Origin of the sequence: Halomonas sp. ALS9, from assembly GCF_001651035.1 — a bacterium.
Lineage (GTDB): Bacteria > Pseudomonadota > Gammaproteobacteria > Pseudomonadales > Halomonadaceae > Vreelandella.
Genome location: NZ_LXRG01000054.1, coordinates 133,476 through 158,435, shown reverse-complemented (window position 1 = coordinate 158,435; position 24,960 = coordinate 133,476). Strand labels below are relative to the sequence as shown.

Here is a 24,960-nt window from a genome sequence, read left to right as displayed (position 1 = left end):
GGCACCAAGGGTGTTCTTGTTACTTCCAGCGCTATTTAAAGCGCTATCGCTTCATATCTTGCCAGCTATGCCGTTAGTCACGATATTCATCGATGCTGGGGCAGGAGCAGATTAACTGACGGTCGCCAAACACGTTATCAACACGGTTAACGGCTGGCCAGTATTTAGACGCTTGGACAGCTGCGGTCGGGAAAGCGGCCAACTGGCGGTCATAAGGCCGCTGCCAGTCGCTATCCATTAGATCCGCTTGGGTATGCGGCGCATTGACCAGCGGATTGTTATCCAACGGCCATTTGCCGCTCTCTACCCGGCCAATCTCTTCTCGTATGGCAATCATCGCATCGCAGAAGCGGTCAATTTCATACAGTGACTCAGATTCGGTCGGTTCGATCATCAGAGTGCCCGGCACCGGGAACGACATGGTCGGAGCGTGGAAACCGTAATCCATTAAGCGTTTGGCGATATCCTCCTCGCTAATCCCTGAGGCCGCTTTGAGCGGACGAATATCGATAATGCATTCATGGGCAACCGTGCCGTTCTGACCGCGGTAGAGAATCGGGAATGACGCTTCCAAACGCTTGGCAATATAGTTGGCGTTTAGGATGGCAAGCTCGGTGGCTTCACGCAGACCGCGGGCGCCCATCATCTTAATGTAGGCCCAGGAGATCGGCAGAATAGAGGCGCTGCCGAAAGCCGCTGCCGAGACCGCACCGCTATCAGTGTTGACGCCATTGATCGGTGTTACCACATGGTTGGAAACGTAGGGCGCAAGGTGGGCTTTAACGCCGATAGGCCCCATGCCCGGGCCGCCGCCACCGTGGGGAATACAGAACGTTTTATGCAGGTTAAGGTGAGACACATCGCCGCCAAAATCGCCGGGGCGGGTTAAGCCGACCTGGGCGTTCATATTGGCGCCATCGATATACACCTGACCACCGTTGTCGTGAACAACCTTGCACGCTTCGCGCACGCTGGTTTCAAACACACCATGGGTGGAAGGATACGTCAGCATGATGGCTGAGAGCTGATCGCGATGGTGCTCGGCTTTAGCGCGTAAATCAGCCATGTCGATATTGCCGTTTTGATCACACTCGACCACCACTACTTTCATCTGCACCATGGCTGCCGAGGCTGGGTTGGTGCCGTGGGCGGAGCTGGGAATCAAGCAGACATCACGATGACCCTCACCCTGGGCCGCCTGGTAGCGGCGAATTGCCACTAAGCCTGCGTATTCACCCTGAGCGCCGGAGTTGGGCTGCATCGAGAGATGATCGTAACCGGTGACTTCGACCAGGAAGGCCGAGAGCTCGTCGATCATTTGGTGATAGCCAGCTACCTGATCGCGGGGTGCGAAGGGGTGCAGATGCGCAAACGATGGCCAGGAAACGGGGATCATCTCGCTGGTGGCGTTGAGCTTCATGGTACAGGAGCCGAGCGGAATCATTGCATGGGCAAGCGACAGATCCTTATTCTCCAGACGCTTCAAGTAGCGCAGCATTTCGGTCTCGCTGCGGTAGCGGCTAAAGGTGGGATGACTCAAGAAGCCGCTTTCGCGCTTACAGGCAGCGGGAATGCCTGTAGCGCCGTTAGCCACTACCTGCTCGTCCAGAACAGCAACGGCCAGACCGTGCTCGTCACCCAGCAGTACGTCAAACAGCGTTGCTACGTCGCGGGCGGTGGTGGTTTCATCCAGACTGATGCCCACATCGCCATTGTCGAAGTAGTGCAAATTAATATCATGGGTCATGGCGCGGCCATGGATCTTGCCAGCGTCAATGCCGGTCAAGCGCAGTGTATCAAACCAGCTATCATGGGCGAGCGTTATACCTGCCTGCTTGAGGCCTTCGGCAAGCAGGGTCGCCAAGCGGTGAACGCGGCCAGCAATTTTGCGCAGGCCTTCAGCGCCATGATAAGTGGCGTAAAAGCCGGCAATGTTGGCCAGGAGCGCCTGGGCAGTGCAGATGTTAGAGGTCGCTTTCTCGCGGCGGATATGCTGCTCGCGGGTCTGCATCGCCATGCGCAGCGCCGTGTTGCCACGGCTATCTTTGGAGACGCCGATGATACGCCCAGGGATCGAGCGCTTGAGCTTGTCGGATGTAGCAAAGAACGCCGCATGGGGGCCGCCAAAGCCCATGGGTACGCCAAAGCGCTGGGAGTTACCCACCACAATATCCGCACCGAGCTGACCGGGTTCTTTAAGCAGCACCAGACTCAAAAGATCGCTGGCGACACAGGTCATGATATTGCGCTTAGCCGCGGCGCTTAATAGCGGTGCCAGATCGCGCACTTCACCACTGGCGGAGGGGTACTGTACAAGCGCCCCAAAGACATCGTGGTTGGCCAGCTCTTCCGCAGGCCCGGTGATTAACTCAAAGCCAAAGAACTCAGCGCGGGTTTTGACCACGTCCAGCGTTTGCGGGAAAACGTCGTCGGCGACGAAAAAAGCGTTGGATTTGCTTTTCTTATTGCCACGCTTACACAGCGCCATGGCTTCGGCGGCGGCGGTGGCTTCGTCGAGCAGCGATGCATTCGCCAGCTCCATGCCGGTTAAATCCATGACCACTTGCTGGAAGTTAAGCAAGCCTTCCAGGCGGCCTTGAGAAATCTCAGGTTGGTAGGGGGTGTAGGCCGTGTACCAGCCTGGGTTTTCCAATACGTTGCGCTGAATCACCGCGGGCATATGGGTGCCGTAATAGCCCTGGCCAATATAGCTCTTAGCCACGCGGTTCTGCCGCGCTAGCTGGGCTAGGTACTCTAGTGCTTCTGCTTCGCTGCGCGGTTCATCAAGCGCTAGCTCGCGGCCAAGACGAATATCGCTCGGCACGGTCTGTTCAATCAGATCTTCCATGTGCTGCATGTTGAGCGCTTTTAACATGGTGGCCACGTCATCTTGACTGGGACCATTATGGCGTTTGATAAAAGCATCGTGATCGGCCAGCTCGGCCAGACGGCGTGTTTCAAGAGACATGAAGAAGATTCCGGACGTTAAGAGAGAACCGTGCAGGGCGTTAGGCTAAGAGCCCACCATAAAGGGCAGGCTCTTAAATATGATTTAGTTACCGCCTTTAGTCGTCAGCGCTTAGCGTTGCTTGATAGGCATCTGCATCTAGCAGGCCATCAAGGGAGTCACTGTCTAAGCGCACTTTCATAATCCAGCCACCTTCATAAGGCGCTTCGTTGACCGTTTCGGGGGCGTCTTCAAGGGCGTCATTGACTTCGATGACTTCGCCAACAACCGGCGAGTAAAGATCAGAAGCGGCTTTGACCGATTCGATAACGCCAAACTCTTGACCTTTGCTTAGCGCTGTACCTACTTCAGGCAGTTCAACAAACACGACATCACCTAGCGCTTGCTGGGCGTGATCAGTAATGCCTACGGTAACTGTGCCGTCTTGATTATCCAGCACCCATTCGTGGCTTTCAGCGTAACGGAGATTGGCAGGAAGATTGCTCATGATGTTTTCCTATATGAAACAGTTTTCTGGGCCCGAGCATACTAACGGTTGTCGCTCGCCTTGGCGAATAGTGGCTAGGGCAGGACGAGCCAATAAACAAGCATGTTAACGTGTTTCCAATCGGAAACAAATTTCTTCGTTGCTCCATGGTTAACCCTTAGCAGCAAGCTATTCAGGCGATGTAGCGCAGGGTTTGCGCAGGGTAGAGAGTTGTGAAAAAAGCGGTATCCTCTATGCGCAAGCGACATCACCCTAGATGCTTGCTAAGTTTATGGTGTAAAACATTCACATCCTATGCTAATCAGCAATAGCGACGTCAGATATAACCAAGATGTGGTAACCGACCAACACTACACACCACCATTGCATACCAATAATTGCATACCAACAAAGCGAGGAAATGAACATGGAAGCATTAACTAGCCTTTTAGGGGCAATCAACGGCGTGGTCTGGGGGCCCGTCATGTTGATTCTGCTACTCGGTGTGGGGATTTACCTGCAGCTTGGCTTGAAACTGATGCCGATAAGAAAGCTCGGCATGGGTTTCAAGCTAATGTGGGCGGGCCGTGATGCAAAACCTGGGGTGGGTAAAGCAGTGCCAGCCAAAGAGGTTGACGAAGGTGAAATATCGCCTTTTGACGCCTTGATGACCGCGCTCTCTGCGACCATCGGCACCGGTAATATTGCCGGTGTTGCCACGGCCATTGCATTAGGTGGCCCCGGCGCTGTGTTTTGGATGTGGATTACCGCACTGGTAGGGATGGCTACTAAGTTTGCCGAAGCAGTGCTGGCCGTGCGTTATCGTGAAACTGACAGTACGGGTTTCCATGTGGGTGGGCCGATGTTCTACATCAAAAATGGCCTGGGTAAAAAGTGGCTATGGTTGGGCGGCCTATTTTCATTCTTTGGCGCCGTCGCTGCCTTTGGCATCGGCAATACCGTTCAGTCCAACTCTGTTGCTGATGCTATGGACGCCACCTTCGGTGTGCCGCACTGGCTCACGGGTGTGGTCATTATGGTGTTGGCGGGCGCGGTGATTCTGGGCGGTATCAAGCGCATTGCTAAAGTAGCGGGCAAGCTGGTGCCCATTATGGGCATTGCCTACGTAGTGGCTGGCCTGCTGGTATTGATCATCAATGCCGGGCAGATCGGTGAGGCCTTTGGTTTGATCTTCTACTACGCTTTCAACCCCATGGCGGCGGCCGGTGGTTTTGCCGGAGCGGCGGTTATGGCGGCGATTCGTTTTGGTGTGGCGCGCGGTATTTTCTCTAATGAAGCGGGTTTGGGTAGTGCGCCTATCGCGCACGCGGCGGCAAAAACCAAAAATCCGGTGCGCCAGGGCCTAATCGCGATGCTGGGTACCTTTATCGATACCATTATTGTATGCACGATTACCGCGCTGGTGATTTTGACCTCAACGGTATGGATTGACGGCGAAGCCGGTGCGTCGCTAACAGCGCTCTCGTTTGACGCTGCACTGCCTGGCTTTGGTAATCAGATCGTGGCAATTGCGTTGGCCATTTTTGCCTTTACCACCATCCTAGGCTGGTCATTTTACGGCGAGAAGTGCTGCCAGTTCCTGTTTGGCACGCGCTCAATTATGATCTACCGAGTGCTGTTCGTACTGGCCATCCCGCTGGGCGCTATCGCGCAACTAGGCTTTATCTGGCTCATGGCGGATACCTTCAACGCCATGATGGCGATCCCGAACCTAATTGCCTTGGCACTGCTTTCACCGGTAGTCTTTAAGCTAACCAAGGACTATTTCGACGGCAAAGACGTACTGCCGGGTGAAGAGCTGGATCACGATCAATAATACCCGCAGCGTGTTAATAAGCGCTGTAGGTGAAGACAAGACGTGAATAACAGTAGAGTCGGGAAGACACTTAACCAGTGGCTTCCCGTTCTCTTTTTTAAGCTAAGCATTTTTAAGTTAACAATTTTTAAGTGAGGAATCCCCCCATGTCCGAATTAAAGCAAACGCCGCTGCACGCGTTGCACCTTATGCTGGGTGCCAAGATGGTGCCTTTTGCAGGCTACGATATGCCGGTGCAGTATCCGCTGGGGGTCAAAAAAGAGCATGAGCACACCCGTCAAAAGTGCGGCCTGTTTGATGTCTCCCATATGGGGCAGATTAGTGTTTCTGGCGATAATGTGGCCGAGGCCCTAGAAACCCTAATCCCCGCTGATTTGGTGGGGCTCGAAAAGGGCGCGCAGCGTTACGGGCTCTTTACCAACAACGAAGGCGGCATTCTTGACGACCTAATGGTGGTCAACGCAGGCGATCACTTCTATTTAGTAGTCAACGCGGCCTGTAAGGATCAAGACCTGGCGCACCTACGCCTAAATTTGGCATCAACCCATACAATCGAGCCGTTAGATCGTGGCTTGCTGGCGCTGCAGGGGCCCCAGGCGCGGGATGTCATGCAGCGGCTTTGCCCTGAAGCCTGTGAGCTGGTGTTTATGCAGCATGGACGTTTCGCCATTGCTGGGCAGGAGGTATGGGTAAGCCGCAGTGGCTATACCGGTGAAGATGGTTTTGAGATTTCTGTCGCAGCCGATGCCTGTGAAGCCATAGCTGAGCAGCTTCTCGCAGAGCCCGAAGTCGAAGCGATTGGCCTGGGAGCGCGTGACTCGCTGCGTTTGGAAGCGGGTTTATGCCTTTACGGACATGATATGAATGAGCAAACCACGCCGGTGGAAGCGGGTCTGATCTGGGCAATCGGCAAGCCGCGTCGCCGTGATGGTGATCGGCCTGGCGGTTTTCCAGGGGCTGATGTGATTCTTCATCAGGTCGATGCCAAAGACCATACCCGCAAGCGTGTTGGGTTATTAGCTGAAGGCCGCGCGCCAGTGCGTGAGGGGGCGCCGTTGGTTGACGAGGCGGGCAATGAGGTCGGGATAGTGACCTCCGGCAGTTTTGGCCCAAGCGTCGGTAAACCGGTGGCGATGGGCTATGTCAGTCGCGAACTGGAAGCGCCGCAAAGTGCCGTGTTCGCGGTAGTTCGCGGTAAGCAGTTACCTATGGTGGTAACCCCTATGCCATTTGTGAAACCTGGCTACTATCGCGGTTAGAAACGCGCTCTCCTACCCGCGGCCCCTACATAAACAGGGGCCGCTTTTTGATAGAGTGCTGTATTACTAAGGAAGGCATTATCAAACGAGTGTTTTAGCGCAACACCTGCTTGGGATCGATGGGTTTGCCGCCTTGGCGCAGGTCAAAGAGTAAATCATAGCGCTGAGTAGCACTACTTTGACCTACTTCGCACAGTGGGTCTCCCGCGCTTACCTGCTTACCCACTTCAACCAAAATGCGCTCGCAAAGGGCGTATACGGTCTGCAAATTATCAGCATGATGCACAATCACCACTTCACCTAGCTGGCGCATGCCATCGGCAAAGCGCACCTCGCCGGGGGCGACGGACTTAGCTTGGGCGCCAGCCTGAGTAGCCAGCAGCATGGGCTGTAGGGTGCCCCGGCTGTCCGGCCCGAAGCGGCGAACCACACGATAATCATCCAATGGCCAGGGCCAGCGCCTGGCGGAAGAGGGCAATGCCTGGCTGGGCGGACTACTGGTGGGCGCAACGGCAGGCTTGTTAGCGTTGGAAGAACCACTGCTACTCGGCGGACGTTGCGATGAGCTGCGTGGCGCAGAACCGCCAAGCGGCAGGCTGATTACTTGGCCGATTCTCAAGCTAGTGGGAGAGGCACTAGGGTTGGCACCCTGGATGCGGCCACTGGTCGTGCCAAAATGCCGGGCGATGCTTGAAAACGTATCGCCAGGACGGATTTGGTAGCGGTAGGGGCCGCCGGAAGGTGCTCGCTCTTGCTGGGTGGGAATTAGCAGGCGTTGGCCAACTTCCAGGCGCCGTGCATCGACGCCAGGGTTAAAGCGCTGCAAGCGTTCTAGTGGCACGTTAGCTCGGGTCGCCAGTTTACCCAGCGTATCACCACGCTGTACTTGCACCCAGTCGCCGCTAATCTGGCTGGCGCTAGGCGCGGCCGCTCGCTGGGATGATGATGGAGGAGCGCTGGAGCAGCCGGTCAGTAGTCCCGCTAACAGGCAGACAGTGAGCCAACCCGTTAGTCGTGATCGGTTCGGCTGTCCAGCATGCCATCTTTTTCCAACCAGAGTGCATTGATCCATGTGTGGAAGCGTTCCTTATGCTGCTTTTCTTCGTGGTTATCTGATGCGTACATCCACTCAGGAATGCTGAGTTGCCGTGCCTGTAATGTGACGGGGGCTTCCTTGCCGCATAAAAAGCCCCAAAACGTCGGTGAAGGATTGGCGTAGCTGATCGTCACATCTAGGATACCATCCAATTGGTTGCCTAGCAGACTAAGTACCTGGGCAATGCCGCCCGCCTTGGGGCGTAATAAATGGCGGTAGGGGCTCTGCTGGGCATCGCGTTTGATAACCGAGAAGCGGGTGCCCTCGACAAAATTAAAAATCGCAATGGGTGAGAGCCGCGCCTGCTGACACATCCGCTCGGTAGCAGCACGATCAATGGTGGCCAGTTTTGGATTTTTTGCGACTTGTTCACGGCTAAAACGCCGCATAAAGGGGAACTCTAACGCCCAAAAAGCCAGCCCTACAATGGGGATCCAGATTAATTGACGCTTTAGAAAAAAGCGTGGCATGGGAATTCGTCGATGCAACGCCATCAACAGCATAAAAATATCAGTCCAGCTGCGATGATTGGAGATCACCAGCCACCACTGATGGGGGCTCAAGTTATCGGGTACGCTGGCGTGTAGCACTGGCTTAAGCCAGTGTCGCATCCACCAAAGGTTTACACCTATCCAATTTAGCGCGACGCCATTCAGTCCCTGCAGTACTACCTGTTGTAGCCGTTGCCCTGGGGCAATAACTTTCAGTAGCGTCAGCAAAATGAGAGGTACGCCCCAAAACAGCGTGTTGAGCGTTAGCAGCAGTGCGCTAACCAGCCCCTTTAAAATAGGCATACCGCGTTTCCTTACCGTCAGACCAATAGCGTAATACTGAATGCTAAATGATCCTAGCCACGCTGCCCAGCAGAAACCCTGTGCATCTCATCAACCTAGTGTGGCGTTAGTTGAGAGGGAGTGAGGGCGCTTGGACGGTCTTAAGCAACACAGTGCGCAGTGCATGAGCGGCAACGGAAAGCTCTTGGTGGGTCAAAATGCCGACCCGGCAAGAAATAGCGGGCGCTGTCAGTGGTATACAGCGGGCACCTAGCTCGTGCATTTGACGAATGCACATGGAAGGCACCGCGCTGACGCCCAGACCATCGGCTACCATTCTTCCCACAGTGGACAGTTGGTGGCTTTCAAAGGCCACCGCTAGCTCCATATGCTGTTTACCCAGTTCCTGCTCTAGTAAACGACGCACCATGGAGGGGCGTTGAAGAGTAATGAAATCGTGGTTGAGCAGGGTCGTCCAGTTGAGCTGAGTGGCCTGGATTAACGCAGAGTCAGGCGGCACAACGGCCACAAAATGATCTTCAAATAGCGGCGTAAACAGTAGGCTGCCAGTACCTTCAGGTGAAAAAGCGATCCCCATTTCGACCTGACGTGAGCGCACCATGGCGGTGACTTCCTCATTGATCACATCGTGCACGGTAATGTTGATTTTGGGGTACTGCTGGCGAAATTTAACCAACGCTGCAGGGAGCAGGTTGCAGGCAAACGCAGGCATCGCCGCGACGCTGAGTCGCCCCAATTGAAGTGTGAAGCGTTGGCGAAGACGCTCCTCGGTATTGTCCCACTGAGCCAGTAGATGTTTGGCTAGCGGTAGCAGTGACTCGCCTTCTGGGGTTAATCTGACGCTACGGGTGCTGCGAATCAGCAGTTTGCCGCCCAGGGACTCCTCCAAGCCTTTAATCGCCAGGCTTAGCGCCGGTTGAGATAGGTGCAGCCGTTCACAGGCTTGGGTAAAACTAAGGGTTTGGGCGACCGCCAGAAAGGCGCGTAGCTGTTTGACGGTCATAAAAGGCCTTTTATAAGTTTTAAAAATAAATTGATAAGAAAAACAAACTTAACAAATATATCATCTCGCACAACACTGGCACTATCGTAAGATTCGGTTCACGTACCACCTAAAACACGTACCACCTACAACAATGTGAGGCACAACAATGGCAGGATTCGATAAGCGTGTAGCTTCCTACGAAGAGGCAATGGAAGGTATCGAGAGCGGTATGACCGTCATCGCCGGTGGCTTCGGTCTTTGCGGTATTCCCGAAAACCTGATTGCCGAAATCAAGCGCCGCGGTGTCAATGATCTCACCGTGGTATCCAATAACTGCGGTGTCGATGGTTTTGGCTTGGGGATACTGCTTGAAGATCGTCAAATCAGTAAGATTCTGGCTTCTTACGTAGGTGAAAACGCCTTGTTTGAGAAGCAAATGCTCAACGATGAGATTGAGGTAGTGCTAACGCCCCAAGGCACGTTGGCGGAAAAAATGCGCGCAGGCGGTGCGGGCATTCCCGCTTTCTATACGGCGACTGGCTACGGCACGCCGATTGGCGAAGGTAAAGAAGTTCGCGAGTTTAATGGGCGACACTGTATTTTAGAAGAAGCCATTGTAGGTGATTTCGCCATAGTGAAAGGTTGGAAAGCGGATCGCTATGGCAATGTGATGTATCGCCATACCGCGCAAAATTTTAACCCTATGGCCGCCACCGCTGGGAAAATTACCGTGGTGGAAGTTGAAGAAATCGTTGAGCCGGGTGAACTTGAACCTAGCCAGATCCATACCCCGGGTATCTATGTGGATCGGATTATTCAAGGCACGTTTGAAAAGCGAATAGAAAAACGCACGGTGCGCAGTTAACGCAGCACTGCTTCAAACATCTCACTCGCTTATCACTTAACGATTCAGCAAGAGGAAATCACCATGGCTTTAACACGAGAACAGATGGCTCAACGTGTTGCCCGCGAACTGCAAGATGGTTTTTACGTTAATTTGGGCATTGGTATCCCCACCTTGGTTGCCAACTACATCCCTGATGGCATAGATGTCATGCTGCAATCCGAAAACGGACTGTTGGGGATGGGCCGTTACCCCACCGAAGACGAACTTGATGCCGATATGATCAATGCGGGCAAAGAGACGGTAACGGTTCGCCCCGGCGCGGCGATTTTTTCTTCCGCAGAATCTTTTGCGATGATTCGTGGCGGCCACGTGGATCTAACGGTACTGGGTGCTTTTGAAGTGGATCAGCAGGGCAACATCGCTTCATGGATGATTCCTGGCAAACTGATCAAAGGCATGGGCGGTGCCATGGATCTCGTTGCCGGTGCTGAAAACATTATTTGCACCATGACGCATGCCTCGAAGCACGGTGAGTCCAAACTGTTGGAAAAATGCGAACTGCCGCTAACTGGCGCAGGCTGCATTAACCGTGTCTTGACGGATCTCGCCTATCTTGAAATCAAAGACGGTGCCTTTATTCTCAAGGAGCGCGCCCCGGGCGTAAGCGTTGAGGAGATCATCGAGAAAACGGCGGGCAAACTAATTGTGCCTGACCATGTTCCTGAAATGACGTTTGATGCCGAATAAGCTCCGTTCCTATTAGCAGCTCGAAGGTTATAGGGAACGCAGTAAGACGCTAGCGCTTTTGCCGCTAGCGTCTTACGCCATCTCACAGCGCGTATGGTGGGGAAGCAGGACATCCGCAATACGCTCGTGGTTATCTTCAACGTGCTTTTGGACTAACGCCAAGCCGCCTAAGCAAAGGCGATGCTCATCGCCATCGGCGAAGACTGTTTTTTGCGATGTGGTGGGGTAGAAGCGGTGATCCAGCAGCGACGACACCGTAAAAACACCGTTTTGCTGCTCATGTAGACTGGGCATACCGACCTCAGCGAGGCGTTGATCCAAGACTGCCAAAGGCTCGCCAAGCTGACTGCAATCAAAGCCAGCGTGATGCAAGCGGGGCCCCATAACCGCTATCCAGGCCGCCAAAGGGTGTGCTTGCTGAAGCTGTTGATAAAGTGCCCAGCTTGGCATTGGCCAAGGGCGGCCGCGGCAGAGTAAATTATGTCCTTTGCAATCCTGAGGATGAGATTGCTGCACCAACCCTTCTATGGCTTCCCGTGGTGCCTTGGACAGTGTGCCTATTTGCAGCTCTGCGAGCACCAGCCAACTACTGCCGTCGCTTGGTGCAAGCAGCTGTACTAATAGACCTTTGTCAGCCATGGCGTAGTGGCCCATACGGCGATAGCCCATATGGGCTAAATTGCCGGTAAGCGCAGCAGCGGTAAAAGGGCCGTAATTGAGTGTGACGAGTGTTAAATATTCGGCGGCAGTTGATAGCGGCCACAGCCTAAGCGCGCCTATGTCGGGGTGGGTATGTACATAGTCAAGCCAAAGCTGCTGAACAAACTCCTGACGCTGCATGGTGAACTCCTTGCCTAAAGTGGCACACACCTAGCGTGAGCCATTAAATAACTGCTCAGTATAGGCAAGCGAGGTAAGCAAGGGTTCAACGCGTATTAACGAGTGGTTAAACGGCTAGCAACTGCTGGTCGCGAACAAACTGATCAAATTCAGTAAAGCCGCCCACATGGGTTTGATCGACAAATACCTGCGGCACGGTGTGAATGGGTTTACCTGCTGTTTTGGCGATATCTTCTTTAGTGACGCCCTCTGAAGGCATATCCACATAGCGATAACCTTCAATTTTACCGATTTTTTCCAAGTGCTCGGCAAGCTGTTTTGCGCGCACACAGAAAGGGCATGACATTCGACCAAAAATAACCACAAACATAGCTTGTGCTCCTTTAGGATAGGTAGAGTTGAGAAACCAAGTGGGCAGCCACTGAAGGGTAAATAGCCGTTGGCTCAGCGATAAATTCGCGTCCATTGTGGCTGAGCAGAGCACGTTTCGCCAATAGCAGCTCGCTACACGAACCATTAATGCCCATTATCATCTGGGAAAACGAATAAGCCTATGCAGACGCTCACCGCCGACAAATATGCTTTTCTTGCCGAACTGGCGAAGGCATACCGAGATGTGCACTTGCCATCCATTAAACAAAAAAGTGACTGGAACCCGCATTTAGGGGTTGATGCGCTATGCTTTCAGCATCATGGCGCTGAATACATGGTGGGTGCGTTGATTACGCCCTGTGAGCTGTGGTTGGTCGTAGTGCCTGACCCATCTCTGCTTGCTGTGCCCTTGGCGGATACCCTTACGCTTTCATTGCCCTCAGGCGCCTACCAGTTATCTCTTGAACAATTACCAGGCGGCTGCGAACTCTATAAACGCGCCATTTTGCATGATTTAAGCGAGCTGGAGAGCATGCAGGAGGCAGCAAGGCTAGCACAGCAAATGATGGCGCGTTTAATGCAACCCGCCGAAGCGCTCAATGCCTAGGCACACATAGCTATACTGACAATAACTCAACAAACAGAACGTCCATCCACGTAGTGAAAAGGAAATTGCCTATGACTTCCCAAGCCGTTACAACGCCGCGAGTTGCGCTGGTCACCGGTACCAGCAGCGGGATCGGTGCCGCTGTGGTTAAGCACTTTTGCGAACTAGGCCATCAAGTGCTGGCCGTTGATTTTAATCCGGCAGGTAAGGCAGTCGCTGAACAAGCTGGCGCGGCTTTCTTTGAAGCGGATTTAACCGACCCTGATGCCTGCCGAGCGGCGGTGGCCGATGCTGTTAAGCGCTTTGGTGGAGTTGATATATTGGTCAATAACGCTGGGATTCAGCACGTTGCCTCGATTGAGACCTTCCCCGAGGAGAAGTGGCGCCAGATTATCGATCTGATGCTGACGGCGCCTTTCTTGCTGACCCAGGCGGCGTGGCCGCACATGCGCGAAAAGGGCTGGGGGCGCATCGTTAATATTGCCTCGATACACGCTCAGGTGGCTTCACCTGGGAAAGCGGCTTATATCAGTGCCAAACACGGCATGATCGGCTTGACCAAAACGGCGGCGCTAGAGGGCGGCGAACAAGGCATTACTGCAAATGCGGTATGTCCTGCCTATGTCAAAACCCCGCTGGTGGACAATCAAATCGCTGATCAGGCTAAATTGCACGGCATGGATGAACAGGAAGTGATCGAAAAAGTCATGCTTAAACAAGCGGCGATCAAGCGCTTGATCGAGCCTGAAGAGGTGGCGCAATTAGTCGCTTACCTGGCATCTGACGCTGCTGGTGCCGTGACCGGGTCGAGCTTTAATATCGATTTAGGCTGGACGGCGCATTAAGTTCTCGTTTCTTAAGTGCACGGATTCAAGGCTAATGAATGGTTGAGAGGACAAGTTGGAGCGAGGGTCTCACGCCATGGCCGGAAAATGTTCCTTACATTTCCGGCATTTCCGCCATCCATGGCGGTCAGATGGCGTAAGTAGCGCCCAGGGAGGGGTTCATAGCGCCCTTGCGGAAACCTGTCCTCCCACCCGCCCAGGCTTGCCGTCTCGCCTGCTGAGATTAGTCACTTTAACGCCGTACCGGGCGTTTTTGTAATTTCCGCTGCAGGGTGCGGCGATGCATGCCCAGCGCCCGAGCGGTGGCGGATATATTGCCATCGTGCTCCTGCAGCACTTTCTGAATATGCTCCCAGGTGATGCGGTTAATCGAAGGCGGATTGTCAGCCAGTTCAATATCCGGGTCGCCAGCTTGGCGCTCAAAAGCGACTAAAACATCATCAGCATCCACCGGTTTACACAGGTAATTAACCGCGCCAAGTTTCATTGCCTCAACGGCTGTGGCAATGCTTGAGTAGCCTGTCAGCACCACAATACGACACTGGGGGATAGTGGCAAGTAGCTCGGGAAGCAGTTTTAAGCCTGAGCTGTTTTCCAGTTTTAAATCAAGGGTCGCCATGGTAGGTGAATGCTGCGCGGCCAGGGTCAGGGCTTGTTCTGCATCGTGGGCAACGATGACGTCGTAACCGCGGCGGGTTAGGGCACGATTCAGCACATGACAAAACATTTCATCGTCATCAATGATCAGCAGGCGTTGCTCTCGCGTTTGCATGTTGTCCTCAATCCATTACTGGCGGTGCTTGGGGTGGGCGCGATTAGTTTGGCGCCGCGCAGCGAGGTAGCGTAACTTCCGTTAGCGTACCTCCTTCGGGGTGATTATACAGGCTTACACCTCCACCAAAGCGGTTGATGGTCGCATGGGTTAAAAACAAGCCGATGCCCATGCCCTTGCTTTTAGTAGAAATAAACGTCTCTCCCAGCTGATCGGCAATCGACATGGCGACACCTGGACCATGGTCACGAATGTCGATCACCACGCTCTCACTCTGCCAGTCTAAGCGTATGGCAATGTGTTCAGGGTTGGCGTCAGCGGCGTTATTCAGTAAATTCGTTAACGCTTGGTCGAGGGTGGCATCAACGGCCAGCCAGGGCCTTCCGCGTTTCTCTGCCACATCGAATTGATGGCTTACATCCGGGCGCAGCACCAGCCAGCGCTGTACAACACCTGCCAGCCACACTTCAGCATCAAGCACTTCGGGTTCGGCCATGCGTCGCCGATCAGCGTTAGAGACCAAATTTTGCAGGCGTGATTTGCATACGTCTACCTGCTGGCGAAGTAAATTAATGTCTTGGTTAAGCGTAGAGTCAGCGGGAGCATCGGCCTGCATCTCCTTGAGGAGGACTGCCATGGTAGATAGGGGGGTGCCTAGCTCATGGGCAGTACCCGCAGCTTGGGTGGCGACCGCCAATACCTGCTCATTACGCAAAGCGGCTTCCCGAGTACGTGAAAGCGCCTGATCACGGCTACGTAGCGCGTGGGCCATTTTATAAATAAAGAATGTCACCAAGCCCGCAGAGAGACCAAAGTTGAGCCACATACCTAATATATGCAGGCTCAGGGGGCTGTCACTATTGATGTGGCCTAACTGAGGTATGGGGTAGTAGGAAAACATTAAGAAGGTATAACCCGCCATTGAGCAGGCCGCAATGATCCAGGCGTGGCGCCAGGGCAGGGTGGCGGCTGCAATGGTAACTGGCACCAAGTAGTAGGTAATAAAGGGGTTGGTAGAACCACCAGAAAAGTAGAACAGCAGCGTCAAGCCGGTAATGTCAGCAAGTAAATGCAGCAAGTACTCTAGATGAGTCACCGCGCGTGGCCGCCCTAGCCGCCACCAGGTGGCGATGTTGAGAATGCCCATGGAGATGACCACGCCCACCACGGCACTCACCGGTAAGTCAAAGGCGAGCAGCTCAACACCGACAACAATCGCTAATAAAAAGCCGGTCCAGGTGATACCGCGCACGATAGTCAGCCGCACTAGGTTGCGGTTGGGCGTAGAAAGCGGAAGAGGTAGGGCAGTTTGCATGTTGGTCTTACTTAGTCTTGGCTTTAAAGCCATGAATGACAAATTTAATCAATAGGGTCATGACGTAGGTTGTCCAGCCTGCAGATGCCAATATATTGAACAGCAGTATTTTAGGCGGAAGCCATGCGCTGCCCACTAAAGCTTCCAGCATAATATGGAAGAACATTGCCAACAGTAGCGGCAGCGCCAAGGTATGGATCCACATATCGGTGCGTCGTTTGCGGATATGGTAGCGGCGCAACAAATAACGTAAGGGCCGATGAGCCCAGCAGAAAACCACCACAGCGCCAATGACTAATAAGCTGGCGAGAGTGGGTTCTGTGCTGCCGATGTGAACAGAGAGTGAAATCGACCAAGCGAGGCTTAGCCACATCAACCCTTCCAGGCTGGCAATAATATCCGCATAGCGCCGCACGTTCTGCATAAACAACCGAATCCTTAGCGTTAAAAATAACTGTTATAAACGACTGTAAAAAACTGACTCTTAGAGCTGGATCTTAAAAAAGCAGCGCCATGATACGACACTTGGACGAGGGTGTGGGCGCTTGAGGTGCGGATTTATACCATCGCGCAATTGCGTATACTGTACACACTGCATTATATCCGTCTTAACACCACTACAGGACTTGCCGTGGATACTGTGACACTGACCCGCCCCGACGATTGGCACCTTCACTTGCGCGACGATGAGGCGCTAAAAGCAGTAGTAGGCCATACCGCAGCGCAAATGGGACGGGCGATCATTATGCCTAATCTCACCCCGCCGGTTACCACCACGGCCCAGGCGCTTGAATACCGTCAGCGTATTTTTGATGCCTTGCCTGAGGGCAGCGCTTTTGAACCTTTAATGGTGTTGTATCTCACCGATACAACGCCGCCTGAAGAGATCGAGCGCGCGGCGCAAAGTGGCATTGTCAAAGCGGTGAAGCTTTATCCTGCGGGCGCCACGACTAACTCCGACTCAGGGGTGACTGACTTGGCCCGCTGTGATGCAACGATTGAGATGATGGCCAAAGTGGGCATGCCCCTTCTGGTGCACGGTGAAGTCACCCATGCAGATATCGATATTTTTGATCGCGAAGCGGTGTTTATTGACACCGTGATGAAGCCACTGCTGGAACGCCACCCAACGCTGAAAGTAGTGTGTGAGCATATCACTACCCAGCAGGCCGCTGAATTTGTTGCTCAAGCGCCGGATAATGTGGTGGCTACCATTACCGTTCATCACCTGCTGTTTAACCGCAATAAAATGCTGGTGGGGGGGATTCGTCCTCACTACTACTGCCTGCCGATCCTGAAGCGTGAACAGCATCGCCAGGCGCTGCTGAAAGCAGCCACCAGTGGCAGCCATAAGTTCTTTTTGGGCACCGATAGTGCACCTCACTCCCAGGGGGCTAAAGAATCAAGCTGCGGTTGTGCCGGTGCCTATACTGCCCCTGCGGCCATTGAGCTTTACGCCACCGCCTTCGATGAAATGGATGCATTGGACAAGTTGGAAGCCTTCGCCAGCCTTAATGGGCCGCGTTTTTATGGGCTCTCACCTAACTCTGACACCATTACGCTTGAGCGACGGAATTGGACGTTGCCGGAGAGTTATCCTTACGCCCAAGGGGAGCAAATCATCCCGCTGCTGGCGGGGGAGACGCTTAGCTGGGCGATTAGATCTTAGCGGGTAACGAGTGCCGTCGACGGCTTTACCGCCGACGGCTTCAAGTATCTAGCAAGCCCCGTTAGGCATTGCCAAGCTGCTTAAGCATTTGATCAACCATGCGCGATGAGTGGTCGGCGGCCACTTCCAGAAACTCATCGAAGGAGAGGTGGTTGTCGCCACTGCCGGGAATATCCGAAAGAGCGCGGATCACCACAAAAGGGCAATTATAGAGATGGCACGTTTGGGCAATGGCGGCGCCCTCCATCTCTACGGCAAGCATGCTGGGGAACTGAGCGCGGGTTGCGTCTACCCGGGCTGGATCGGCCATAAAGGCGTCACCAGTGGCGATCAAGCCTTCGCGGACTTGGACTTCACCTAACGAGGCGATGGCCTTACGCGCGACTTCTCGCAGTCCTGTGTCGGCTAAGTAGGCGGCTGGCATCCCTGGCACTTGGCCTATTTCATAACCAAACACCACGGCGTCAACGTCGTGGTGACGCACTTCGTCTGAAATAATCACATCGCCAATGTTTAAATCAGCGGCAAAGCCTCCGGCAGAACCGGTGTTGATAATGGCGTCGGGCTGATGGCGCTCTAAAAGAATAGCTGTGCCCACTGCGGCATTGACTTTACCAATCCCTGACTGCAGCACAATGACCTCAAGGCCGTAGCGCGTGCCAGTATGGAATACAAAACCCGCATGTTCATAGCGCTGCGGGTTATCCAGCTGGTCCACCAAGGTGCTCACTTCCTGCGCCATTGCGCCAATAATACCAATACGCTTCACTGCGCCATGCTCCTAAATAAAAAGGGTGATGATTAACTCAGGCGTGATTGGGTGCTAAGTCGTGTTGCTCTGCGGCTTCCAACGTATTTTCCAGCAGTGTTGCGACGGTCATCGGCCCAACGCCGCCGGGTACGGGGGTAATAAAGCTAGCGCGTTCGGCCGCAGCAGCAAAATCAAGATCGCCTTTTAACGTGCCATCTTCTTGGCGGTTAATCCCCACGTCGATAACAATGGCGCCCGGCTTAACCCACTCACTTTTAACGATGCCCGGCTTACCGACAGCCACGATCAAGATATCGGCACGGCTAACGTGATCTTCAAGATTTCGGGTAAAACGGTGGCATACGGTAGTGGTACAGCCCGCTAACATCAGTTCCAGCGCCATGGGGCGGCCAACAATGTTAGAAGCGCCCACGACGGTGGCATCTAAGCCGCGTAGTGCAATATCGCTTTGCGCGAAGAGGGTCATGATGCCTTTTGGCGTGCAAGGGCGCAGAGCGGGCATTCGCTGCGCTAAGCGACCAATGTTGTAGGGGTGAAAGCCATCGACATCTTTATCTGGACGAATACGCTCTAAAATAGGCTCAGCATCCAGATGCTTAGGCAGCGGCAGTTGAACCAAAATGCCATCAACTGCGGGGTCGTTGTTGAGCTGGTCAACCAGGGCTTCCAGCTCATGCTGAGAGGTCGTGGCAGGCAGAGCGTGCTGGAAGGAAAGAATCCCTGCTTGTTCACAGGCGCGGTGCTTATTACTGACATACACTTGAGAGGCGGGATCGTCTCCGACCACAACCACGGCTAGTCCCGGTGCTCGTCCGCCTGCTTGACGGCGTGTCGCAATTTTTTCGGCAACCTTTTGGCGGACAGTAGCAGCGATGGCTTTGCCATCGATTAGTTGGGCGGTCATGTAATGGAATCCCTGTGGATGTTAAAAATGGCCTAGACGTTGAAGCGCTCACGCAGCAGCGTTTAACGGCAGTAATTTTCGCACGCTGGGGCATCCAGGCAAAGCGCCTTCACTAACAATCACTTTAATGGTTGACTTTAAAATTAAAAATAGTAATATATGCCTCGCTTGAGACGGGCAGCACGGTAGCGTCTAAGGTGATGAAAATCGGGATGTAGCGCAGTCTGGTAGCGCGCCTGCTTTGGGAGCAGGATGTCGGGGGTTCGAATCCCTCCATCCCGACCATTCACTTAGCATGAAAGGTAGTAGTTTGCTTTTCCAAGCTGCAGTTGTGGTCTAGTGCTCATCGGTATTCGTTTTATGAATGCTAAATGTGCGCCCATAGCTCAACCGGATAGAGCAACGGCCTTCTAAGCCGTAGGTTGCGGGTTCGATTCCTGCTGGGCGTGCCACCTACTTCAGTGGTACCAACCTGTCAGAATCCTATCTTAAAGCAAGCACTGTTTGTTTCTACGTATGATTGTCTTTGGTGGGTGTAGCTCAGGGGTAGAGCCCCGGATTGTGACTCCGGTGGTCGTGGGTTCAAATCCCATCATCCACCCCAGTGACAATGTTTGCGTAAGTGACAATAGCTGCGTTTCCAGTTTTAGGTTGTGGTGGGTGTAGCTCAGTGGTAGAGCCCCGGATTGTGACTCCGGTGGTCGTGGGTTCAAGTCCCATCATCCACCCCATTACCCCAGCATATCTCCTCAATACTTCCCTTAGCGATTGTAGTGACTAGGCCTTTGTTAGAGGCACTATATCTGTTAGACATTCTATATTTGTTAGAAATTATGCCCATGTTGGGTTTTTTGCTTTTCTGGCATTTAGATTTCCCTCAGATTCCCTTGCCGCTAGCGTGGCATCACCTTAATGCGGTGGTTCGCCATCTGGGTGAGTGGCTCAGGTCTGCCCAGTAAATCCCCCTGTGCGTAGTCAATACCCATTTGGCGCAGCGTGCACAGCGTTGCTTGAGTCTCCACAAATTCAGCGATTGTTTTAATTGCCAGTGCCTTGCCGACGGCATGGATCGCCTCTACCATCGCCCGGTCAATCGGATCCTGATGCACATTGCGGATAAAGCTCCCGTCAATTTTTAGATAATCGACGGGCAACTGCTTTAGGTAGCTAAATGAGGAGAGGCCGGTGCCAAAGTCATCCAGTGCAAAGCGGCAGCCGTACTCTTTCAAGGTAACGATTAATTCGCTAACACTTGAGAGTTGGGCAATGGCAGTGCTTTCGGTAATTTCAAAACATAGCGTGCCATGGGGTAGCCCTGCCTTGGCGACTTGGGTAATAAGATCCTGGCAAAAATCAGCATCGGATAGCGAATCGCCGGAAAGATTGATCCCCCATAGGCTATGTGACGGTAGGGTAGCATGGCGGTTTTGATCCCCTAGCCAGGCCAGGGTGTTACGAATGACCCAGCGGTCAATGCGTACCATAAAGTGATAACGCTCAGCGGCGGGTAGAAAGCTACCCGGTGCGATGATCTCTCCCTGCTCTTAAAGGCGGAGCAGAATTTCGCGGTAGCCAGGCTTGTCGGCACAAACGGCGGTAATGGGTTGGGCGAAAAGGCGGAAGGTGTCGTTGTCCAAGCCATTTTGCAGGCGCTGTGCCCACTGCAGCTCGCCGTGCTTTTCCAATAACGAATGATCGTCAGGCTGGTAGCAGTGGATGCGATTGCGGCCGGCCTCTTTTGCGACGTAGCACGCCGCATCGGAGGCGTGAAGTGCCTGGCTCAACTGCATGGGCTGAGCCGCGTTTAATTCAACCAAGCCAATGCTCACACCGATACCAAAGGTGTGCCCTTGCCAGGCAAAACGGTACTGTTCGATATCGCAACGTAGCGCTTCGGCAATCGCCAATGCATGTTCGATGGCGCAATCAGGTAGCAACAAAGCGAATTCATCGCCACCCAGCCGGGCGGCGATATCACTGCTGCGCACATGGCTTTTCAGTTTTAATGCTACTTGGCGCAACAACTCGTCTCCTGCGAGATGGCCGCAGGTGTCATTGACGATTTTGAATTGATCGAGATCCAGGTAGCACAGCACGTGGTGGCCATCGTCGCGATTGAGTAGCGCGGTGAGCGCGGATTCGAAGGCGCGACGATTGAGTAGGTCAGTTAGGTTATCGTGGCTGACCTGATAGCTAAGCTGTTCAGTGAGCTGGCGAGTAAGGCTGACATCCTGAAAAACCACCACTGCGCCGAGGGTAATGCCGCTGCGCGAGCGTATCGGTGAGGCGCTGTGCTGGATGGGCGTGTGCGAGTGATCACGATTCACTAGCAGGCAGTGTTCGGTGGAGTGTACCGGGGTTAGCTGGGTGAGCACTTGCCTAGCGGGATTGCCGAGCGGCTCACCGCTGGCTTCCTCAATTAACTGGTAAACCCTGTAAATGGGTTTGTCGATAGCATTGTCGGGTGTCCATCCGGTTAAGCGCGACGCTTCTGTATTTATAAATGTCACGTTGCCACTGGCGTCGCAGGTAATCACGCCATCACCAATGGATGCCAGCGTGGTGCGGGCCAGGTCGCGTTCGCGGTTTAACTGCTCTTGGAGCTGCTTACGTTCGGTAATGTCGCGCACCATTCCTGAGCGCTCTGACGCGGAGCCGCTGGCTCCCTCGCTCACCTGGATTTCCAAATAGCGCACCTGCATATCAGAGGTGCGTCGTTTAATTTCATGGCGCGCCCCAGGGGTAAGAGAGCGGTCCGGTAATAGCCGCGTAACAGGTTGGCCAATAAGCTCCAGGGCCTCTACCTCAAAGAGTTGTTCCGCGCCAGGGTTAAGGCTTGTCAGGGTACCGTCTGCCTGCCAGGTAATCACGCCGTCGCGCAGATTACGCAGCATCACACGGGTATGCCCAACGGCGCGTTCAAGGGCGGCGGTGACGCGATTATAGCTCGCCGCTATTTCGCCTACCTCGGTAAACGGGTCGGCGTCAATTCGCTGGCGCATATCGCCCTGCTGTTCATGTTGGCGCATATGCTCAAGCAGTTGGTTCAGCTCATTATTGGCGCCATGCTCGGCGAGATTGAGGCCCATCTTTTCCGCCTCGGGTGAGACACGAATGGGTAAGAAGCGCCGGGTGATACGAAACAGCAGCCAGGCGCTGCCAAAGCTCCAGATGCCGCATACCACAACGCCCATTAATTGAACGCCAAACTGTGCGGATCGAGACAAACCGCTATTCAGCAGCGTTAAATCAGCCACCCAGGGCAGTGCGAGCGTCCCCCATATGCCTGCGACGAGGTGCGCAGGTATAGCACTGACGGCATCATCAATATGCTTGCTTAGCAGCCATTCGCTGGTCAGTACCATCAGGACGCCGCTGACTGCACCCAGCCCAAATGCCGCCGGTAAAGAGATTACGTGAGCGCTGGCGGTTACAGCGACCAAGCCCGCAATGGCGCCATTAATCGCGTACATCACATCGGCGTAGCGCCGCGTTCTTAGCCCCATCAGCATGCCTGAAAGAATGCCGCCAACGGCGCCCAGAACAGTATTGGCAATTATGCCGGGTATTTGCTCGGTAACCGCCAGAGTGCTGCCGCCGTTAAAACCAAACCAGCCTAAAATCATAAACAGCGCGCCCAGCATGGCGAGGGGAAGGTTGCCAGAGGGAAAGGCGGTGGGTGGTTTGCCCTGGGTGAAGCGCCCAGTGCGTGGGCCAATGCAGAGTACCGCTGCCAGCGCTACCCAGCCGCCAACGCTATGCACTACCGTAGAGCCCGCAAAGTCGACAAACCCAAGCGTCCCTAGCCAACCCTTCGCGCCGCTCAAAAGTCCGCCCCATGCCCAGTGGCCAAATACTGGGTAGATAAGTAAGGCTATCCATAGGGCCGTCCAGGTGTAGGCTAAAAAGGGCATGCGTTCTGCCACCGCGCCCGACACAATGGTAGCTGAGGTAGCACAAAACATTGCCTGGAAAATAAAAACGGTAATTACCCAGCTACCAGAAGCGTTTAACTGCCAGCCCAATAGCGTCGTGCCGATTAAGCCATGGTGGGAGTCGCCAAACATAATGCCAAAACCGACTAACCAAAAAACACTGACGGCAATGGCAAAGTCCGCTACGTTTTTCATAGCGACGTTGATGGCGTTCTTGGTGCGCGTAGTGCCCGCTTCCAGGCAGAGAAAACCAGCTTGCATCACAAATACTAGGGCAGCGGCCCAAAGTACCCAGAGCGTATCGAGCAGCGAACTATGCAAATCAAGCGTGGCAGGCATGGTGTTTTCCTTAGCAACTTTTGGTGCACGTGCGCTTCTTTTTGGTGCTTTGTTGGTTTTGCGCGGTAGGAAGAAAAACCGTTACATCGGCGCTAACTGAATGCCATCAAGGTTTCCTAATAGAAACTAAGCAATTGTTATGCCGCTAATAGTGAAGTCATTGCTTTAAATGTTTATGGCAGTATTAATTGCTGTTTATTGGCATAAAAATAGCGTTTACGACTATATTAATACGCCTGAATTGGTGATATTTTTCAAATAGTTATTGATCTTCAACTGTGGTTCTAAATCCGTAAAAGGGAGTGCATCAAAATGGCGCGTCAAACGGTAGTTTTGGGAGCAGGCATGGTGGGTGTCAGCATTGCCTGGCATCTGCGCCAGCGAGGGCATGAAGTCACTATTGTGGATCGCCTTCAGCCTGGTCGTGAAACCTCGTTTGGCAATGCGGGAATAATTCAGCGTGAAGCGGTTAGGCCTTACCCTTTTCCTCGCGATGTCAAAACGCTACTTAGCGTTTTACCTAACCGTCGGGTAGATATTCGTTACCGTCCGGCAGGCATGGTCAACGCCGCCTCACCGCTATTGCGTTACTGGATGAACTCAGCGCCAAAGGCTTACCAGAAAATTGTTCCGGAATACGCCTCACTTATTCAGCTTTCGCTAAAAACCCACGGCCCGATGATTGATGCTGCAGGCGCTGAGCACTTGGTGCGTAAGCAAGGGTGGCTGGAGCTTTACCGCACCCCTGAAAAACTGGCTGCGCGAATAAAAGAGGCTGAAGAGGCGCGGCGCCTTTATGGCGTGCAGTTTGAGCAGCTAGATAGGGCGGCACTTGAGGAGAAAGAACCTTCTTTGAGTGACACCATTATCGGTGCGATTCACTGGCTTGACCCATGGACTGTTGCTGATCCTGGTGCGCTGGTTGCGGCTTACGCGGAGGCGTTTAGTAACCACGGTGGACGCATTTTGCAGGCGGACATTCGATCAGTTAAGCAAATAGGTGAGCGCTGGCAGGTTAATACCGCCTCTGAAAGCTTAGAAGTAGATGATGTCGTGGTGGCGCTAGGGCCCTGGGCGGGAAGTTGGCTAAAAGAGCTGGGCTATCACTTCCCTACTTTTGTAAAGCGCGGCTACCACATGCACTACGCACCCCAAGCGCCTGCAAAGCTGAATTTCTGGGTCATGGATGCCGAGGTGGGTTACCTGCTTGCGCCGATGAACGCCGGCATTCGCTTGACCACCGGCGCCGAGTTGGATCGCCTGGATGCACCTGCTGACGTTAATCAATTGGGCGCAGCAGAGAAAGTCGCGCGCAGTGTTTTCCCGCTAGGCGAGCGCCGTGATGAGGCTCCTTGGAAAGGCGCGCGGCCCTGCTTGCCCGATATGAAGCCGGTGATTGGGCCTGCACCAAGACATCCCGGGCTATGGCTTGCCTTTGGTCATGGCCACCAGGGGTTTACCTTAGGGCCAGCAACCGGTCATCTGTTGGCGGATATGATGGAAGGACAGCCTACCGCCATTGATATGGCACCATTTCGTGCTGATAGGTTCTAACGAGTGCTATATTCATTAATGATCAGGCGAGTTAAGC

22 protein-coding genes and 4 tRNA genes are annotated in these 24,960 nt (G+C 53.8%); 12 read left to right on the top strand and 14 right to left on the bottom strand.

Annotated features, from left to right (window positions below; genetic code table 11):
* Positions 1–73: 73 nt before the first annotated feature.
* Together gcvP and gcvH are read right to left on the bottom strand one after the other, a co-directional pair.
* The gene (gcvP, locus tag A6R74_RS02330; RefSeq protein WP_064232858.1) at positions 74–2,968 is read right to left on the bottom strand and encodes an aminomethyl-transferring glycine dehydrogenase; all 2,895 of its coding nucleotides are present in this window, start codon (positions 2,966–2,968) and stop codon (positions 74–76) included.
* 97 nt (positions 2,969–3,065) lie between these two features.
* Positions 3,066–3,455 carry a glycine cleavage system protein GcvH gene (gene gcvH, locus A6R74_RS02325; protein WP_064232857.1) on the bottom strand — a complete coding sequence of 130 codons (390 nt, stop codon included), beginning with the start codon at positions 3,453–3,455 and terminating at the stop codon, positions 3,066–3,068.
* Positions 3,456–3,861: 406 nt separating this feature from the next.
* On the opposite strand from gcvH, the gene A6R74_RS02320 reads away from it, so the two are divergent.
* Entirely contained in the window at positions 3,862–5,271 is a 1,410-nt protein-coding gene (locus A6R74_RS02320) for an alanine/glycine:cation symporter family protein (RefSeq protein WP_064232856.1), read from the top strand.
* 146 nt (positions 5,272–5,417) lie between these two features.
* Complete coding sequence (gene gcvT / locus A6R74_RS02315; RefSeq protein WP_064232855.1) at positions 5,418–6,530, top strand: glycine cleavage system aminomethyltransferase GcvT; 1,113 nt, start codon at positions 5,418–5,420, stop codon at positions 6,528–6,530.
* A gap of 94 nt (positions 6,531–6,624) precedes the next feature.
* Here the strand turns inward: gcvT and A6R74_RS02310 are convergent, their stop codons facing one another.
* The 3 genes from A6R74_RS02310 to A6R74_RS02300 all read right to left on the bottom strand — a co-directional run bounded on the left by A6R74_RS02310 (position 6,625) and on the right by A6R74_RS02300 (position 9,423).
* Positions 6,625–7,422, bottom strand: a complete 798-nt coding sequence (locus A6R74_RS02310) for a LysM peptidoglycan-binding domain-containing protein (RefSeq protein ID WP_064232854.1) — start codon at positions 7,420–7,422, stop codon at positions 6,625–6,627.
* A gap of 116 nt (positions 7,423–7,538) precedes the next feature.
* Entirely contained in the window at positions 7,539–8,420 is an 882-nt protein-coding gene (locus A6R74_RS02305) for an acyltransferase (RefSeq protein WP_064232853.1), read from the bottom strand.
* Positions 8,421–8,526: 106 nt separating this feature from the next.
* A complete protein-coding gene (locus A6R74_RS02300) occupies positions 8,527–9,423 on the bottom strand; it encodes a LysR family transcriptional regulator (RefSeq protein WP_064232852.1) in 897 nt (298 codons plus the stop codon).
* A 148-nt stretch (positions 9,424–9,571) separates the two neighbouring features.
* On the opposite strand from A6R74_RS02300, the gene A6R74_RS02295 reads away from it, so the two are divergent.
* Both A6R74_RS02295 and A6R74_RS02290 read left to right on the top strand, forming a co-directional pair.
* On the top strand, positions 9,572–10,270 hold the full coding sequence (locus A6R74_RS02295; protein WP_064232851.1) for a CoA transferase subunit A: 699 nt from the start codon (positions 9,572–9,574) through the stop codon (positions 10,268–10,270).
* Between the two features lie 63 nt (positions 10,271–10,333).
* On the top strand, positions 10,334–10,999 hold the full coding sequence (locus A6R74_RS02290; protein WP_064232850.1) for a CoA transferase subunit B: 666 nt from the start codon (positions 10,334–10,336) through the stop codon (positions 10,997–10,999).
* A gap of 72 nt (positions 11,000–11,071) precedes the next feature.
* Here the strand turns inward: A6R74_RS02290 and A6R74_RS02285 are convergent, their stop codons facing one another.
* Both A6R74_RS02285 and A6R74_RS02280 read right to left on the bottom strand, forming a co-directional pair.
* On the bottom strand, positions 11,072–11,839 hold the full coding sequence (locus A6R74_RS02285; protein WP_064232849.1) for a DUF1338 family protein: 768 nt from the start codon (positions 11,837–11,839) through the stop codon (positions 11,072–11,074).
* Positions 11,840–11,945: 106 nt separating this feature from the next.
* On the bottom strand, positions 11,946–12,209 hold the full coding sequence (locus A6R74_RS02280; protein WP_064232848.1) for a GrxA family glutaredoxin: 264 nt from the start codon (positions 12,207–12,209) through the stop codon (positions 11,946–11,948).
* A gap of 183 nt (positions 12,210–12,392) precedes the next feature.
* On the opposite strand from A6R74_RS02280, the gene hybE reads away from it, so the two are divergent.
* The gene (hybE, locus tag A6R74_RS02275) at positions 12,393–12,818 is read left to right on the top strand and encodes a [NiFe]-hydrogenase assembly chaperone HybE (RefSeq protein WP_064232847.1); all 426 of its coding nucleotides are present in this window, start codon (positions 12,393–12,395) and stop codon (positions 12,816–12,818) included.
* A 71-nt stretch (positions 12,819–12,889) separates the two neighbouring features.
* Positions 12,890–13,663 (top strand): 3-hydroxybutyrate dehydrogenase, encoded by a 774-nt coding sequence (locus A6R74_RS02270; RefSeq protein ID WP_064232846.1) that lies wholly within the window; start codon positions 12,890–12,892, stop codon positions 13,661–13,663.
* A gap of 232 nt (positions 13,664–13,895) precedes the next feature.
* Here A6R74_RS02270 and A6R74_RS02265 read toward each other — a convergent pair whose 3' ends face one another.
* Genes A6R74_RS02265 through A6R74_RS02255 form a run of 3 tightly spaced genes read right to left on the bottom strand, consistent with a single transcriptional unit; the run spans position 13,896 to position 16,174 of the window.
* Positions 13,896–14,435, bottom strand: coding sequence for a response regulator transcription factor (locus A6R74_RS02265; protein ID WP_064232845.1), 540 nt, complete (start codon positions 14,433–14,435; stop codon positions 13,896–13,898).
* Between the two features lie 43 nt (positions 14,436–14,478).
* Complete coding sequence (locus A6R74_RS02260; RefSeq protein ID WP_064232844.1) at positions 14,479–15,750, bottom strand: ATP-binding protein; 1,272 nt, start codon at positions 15,748–15,750, stop codon at positions 14,479–14,481.
* A 7-nt stretch (positions 15,751–15,757) separates the two neighbouring features.
* The gene (locus tag A6R74_RS02255; protein ID WP_064232843.1) at positions 15,758–16,174 is read right to left on the bottom strand and encodes a hypothetical protein; all 417 of its coding nucleotides are present in this window, start codon (positions 16,172–16,174) and stop codon (positions 15,758–15,760) included.
* A gap of 207 nt (positions 16,175–16,381) precedes the next feature.
* Here A6R74_RS02255 and pyrC point away from each other — a divergent pair, with 207 nt between their 5' ends.
* A complete protein-coding gene (gene pyrC, locus A6R74_RS02250; protein WP_064232842.1) occupies positions 16,382–17,419 on the top strand; it encodes a dihydroorotase in 1,038 nt (345 codons plus the stop codon).
* A 61-nt stretch (positions 17,420–17,480) separates the two neighbouring features.
* Here pyrC and mtnN read toward each other — a convergent pair whose 3' ends face one another.
* Complete coding sequence (gene mtnN, locus A6R74_RS02245; protein ID WP_064232841.1) at positions 17,481–18,188, bottom strand: 5'-methylthioadenosine/S-adenosylhomocysteine nucleosidase; 708 nt, start codon at positions 18,186–18,188, stop codon at positions 17,481–17,483.
* A 37-nt stretch (positions 18,189–18,225) separates the two neighbouring features.
* Positions 18,226–19,095: a bifunctional methylenetetrahydrofolate dehydrogenase/methenyltetrahydrofolate cyclohydrolase FolD gene (gene folD, locus A6R74_RS02240; protein ID WP_064232840.1), complete on the bottom strand. Its 870-nt coding sequence runs from the start codon at positions 19,093–19,095 to the stop codon at positions 18,226–18,228.
* 208 nt (positions 19,096–19,303) lie between these two features.
* On the opposite strand from folD, the gene A6R74_RS02235 reads away from it, so the two are divergent.
* From A6R74_RS02235 to A6R74_RS02220, 4 genes are all read left to right on the top strand, one after another.
* Positions 19,304–19,380 (top strand) — tRNA-Pro (locus A6R74_RS02235).
* A 90-nt stretch (positions 19,381–19,470) separates the two neighbouring features.
* Positions 19,471–19,547, top strand: a tRNA-Arg gene (locus A6R74_RS02230).
* 77 nt (positions 19,548–19,624) lie between these two features.
* Positions 19,625–19,699 (top strand) — tRNA-His (locus A6R74_RS02225).
* A 52-nt stretch (positions 19,700–19,751) separates the two neighbouring features.
* Positions 19,752–19,826, top strand: a tRNA-His gene (locus A6R74_RS02220).
* A gap of 162 nt (positions 19,827–19,988) precedes the next feature.
* Here A6R74_RS02220 and A6R74_RS22985 read toward each other — a convergent pair.
* Both A6R74_RS22985 and amt read right to left on the bottom strand, forming a co-directional pair.
* Positions 19,989–20,624 carry an EAL domain-containing protein gene (locus A6R74_RS22985; RefSeq protein WP_276204769.1) on the bottom strand — a complete coding sequence of 212 codons (636 nt, stop codon included), beginning with the start codon at positions 20,622–20,624 and terminating at the stop codon, positions 19,989–19,991.
* 15 nt (positions 20,625–20,639) lie between these two features.
* Positions 20,640–23,369: an ammonium transporter gene (gene amt, locus A6R74_RS02215; protein ID WP_240488142.1), complete on the bottom strand. Its 2,730-nt coding sequence runs from the start codon at positions 23,367–23,369 to the stop codon at positions 20,640–20,642.
* Positions 23,370–23,681: 312 nt separating this feature from the next.
* Here amt and A6R74_RS02210 point away from each other — a divergent pair, with 312 nt between their 5' ends.
* Positions 23,682–24,923, top strand: coding sequence for an NAD(P)/FAD-dependent oxidoreductase (locus A6R74_RS02210; protein WP_064232839.1), 1,242 nt, complete (start codon positions 23,682–23,684; stop codon positions 24,921–24,923).
* The last annotated feature ends 37 nt before the right edge of the window (positions 24,924–24,960 follow it).

Bases quoted from the DNA above. Each gene is read 5' to 3' on its own strand.
- gcvH (WP_064232857.1), bottom strand. From the start codon at position 3,455: ATGAGCAATCTTCCTGCCAATCTCCGTTACGCTGAAAGCCACGAATGG.
- A6R74_RS02255 (WP_064232843.1), bottom strand. From the start codon at position 16,174: ATGCAGAACGTGCGGCGCTATGCGGATATTATTGCCAGCCTGGAAGGG.
- amt (WP_240488142.1), bottom strand. From the start codon at position 23,369: ATGCCTGCCACGCTTGATTTGCATAGTTCGCTGCTCGATACGCTCTGG.
- gcvT (WP_064232855.1), top strand. From the start codon at position 5,418: ATGTCCGAATTAAAGCAAACGCCGCTGCACGCGTTGCACCTTATGCTG.
- A6R74_RS02270 (WP_064232846.1), top strand. From the start codon at position 12,890: ATGACTTCCCAAGCCGTTACAACGCCGCGAGTTGCGCTGGTCACCGGT.
- hybE (WP_064232847.1), top strand. From the start codon at position 12,393: ATGCAGACGCTCACCGCCGACAAATATGCTTTTCTTGCCGAACTGGCG.
- A6R74_RS02260 (WP_064232844.1), bottom strand. From the start codon at position 15,750: ATGCAAACTGCCCTACCTCTTCCGCTTTCTACGCCCAACCGCAACCTA.
- A6R74_RS02300 (WP_064232852.1), bottom strand. From the start codon at position 9,423: ATGACCGTCAAACAGCTACGCGCCTTTCTGGCGGTCGCCCAAACCCTT.
- folD (WP_064232840.1), bottom strand. From the start codon at position 19,095: ATGACCGCCCAACTAATCGATGGCAAAGCCATCGCTGCTACTGTCCGC.
- A6R74_RS02280 (WP_064232848.1), bottom strand. From the start codon at position 12,209: ATGTTTGTGGTTATTTTTGGTCGAATGTCATGCCCTTTCTGTGTGCGC.
- gcvP (WP_064232858.1), bottom strand. From the start codon at position 2,968: ATGTCTCTTGAAACACGCCGTCTGGCCGAGCTGGCCGATCACGATGCT.
- A6R74_RS02305 (WP_064232853.1), bottom strand. From the start codon at position 8,420: ATGCCTATTTTAAAGGGGCTGGTTAGCGCACTGCTGCTAACGCTCAAC.
- A6R74_RS02290 (WP_064232850.1), top strand. From the start codon at position 10,334: ATGGCTTTAACACGAGAACAGATGGCTCAACGTGTTGCCCGCGAACTG.
- A6R74_RS02210 (WP_064232839.1), top strand. From the start codon at position 23,682: ATGGCGCGTCAAACGGTAGTTTTGGGAGCAGGCATGGTGGGTGTCAGC.
- A6R74_RS02295 (WP_064232851.1), top strand. From the start codon at position 9,572: ATGGCAGGATTCGATAAGCGTGTAGCTTCCTACGAAGAGGCAATGGAA.
- A6R74_RS02320 (WP_064232856.1), top strand. From the start codon at position 3,862: ATGGAAGCATTAACTAGCCTTTTAGGGGCAATCAACGGCGTGGTCTGG.
- A6R74_RS02285 (WP_064232849.1), bottom strand. From the start codon at position 11,839: ATGCAGCGTCAGGAGTTTGTTCAGCAGCTTTGGCTTGACTATGTACAT.
- A6R74_RS02265 (WP_064232845.1), bottom strand. From the start codon at position 14,435: ATGCAAACGCGAGAGCAACGCCTGCTGATCATTGATGACGATGAAATG.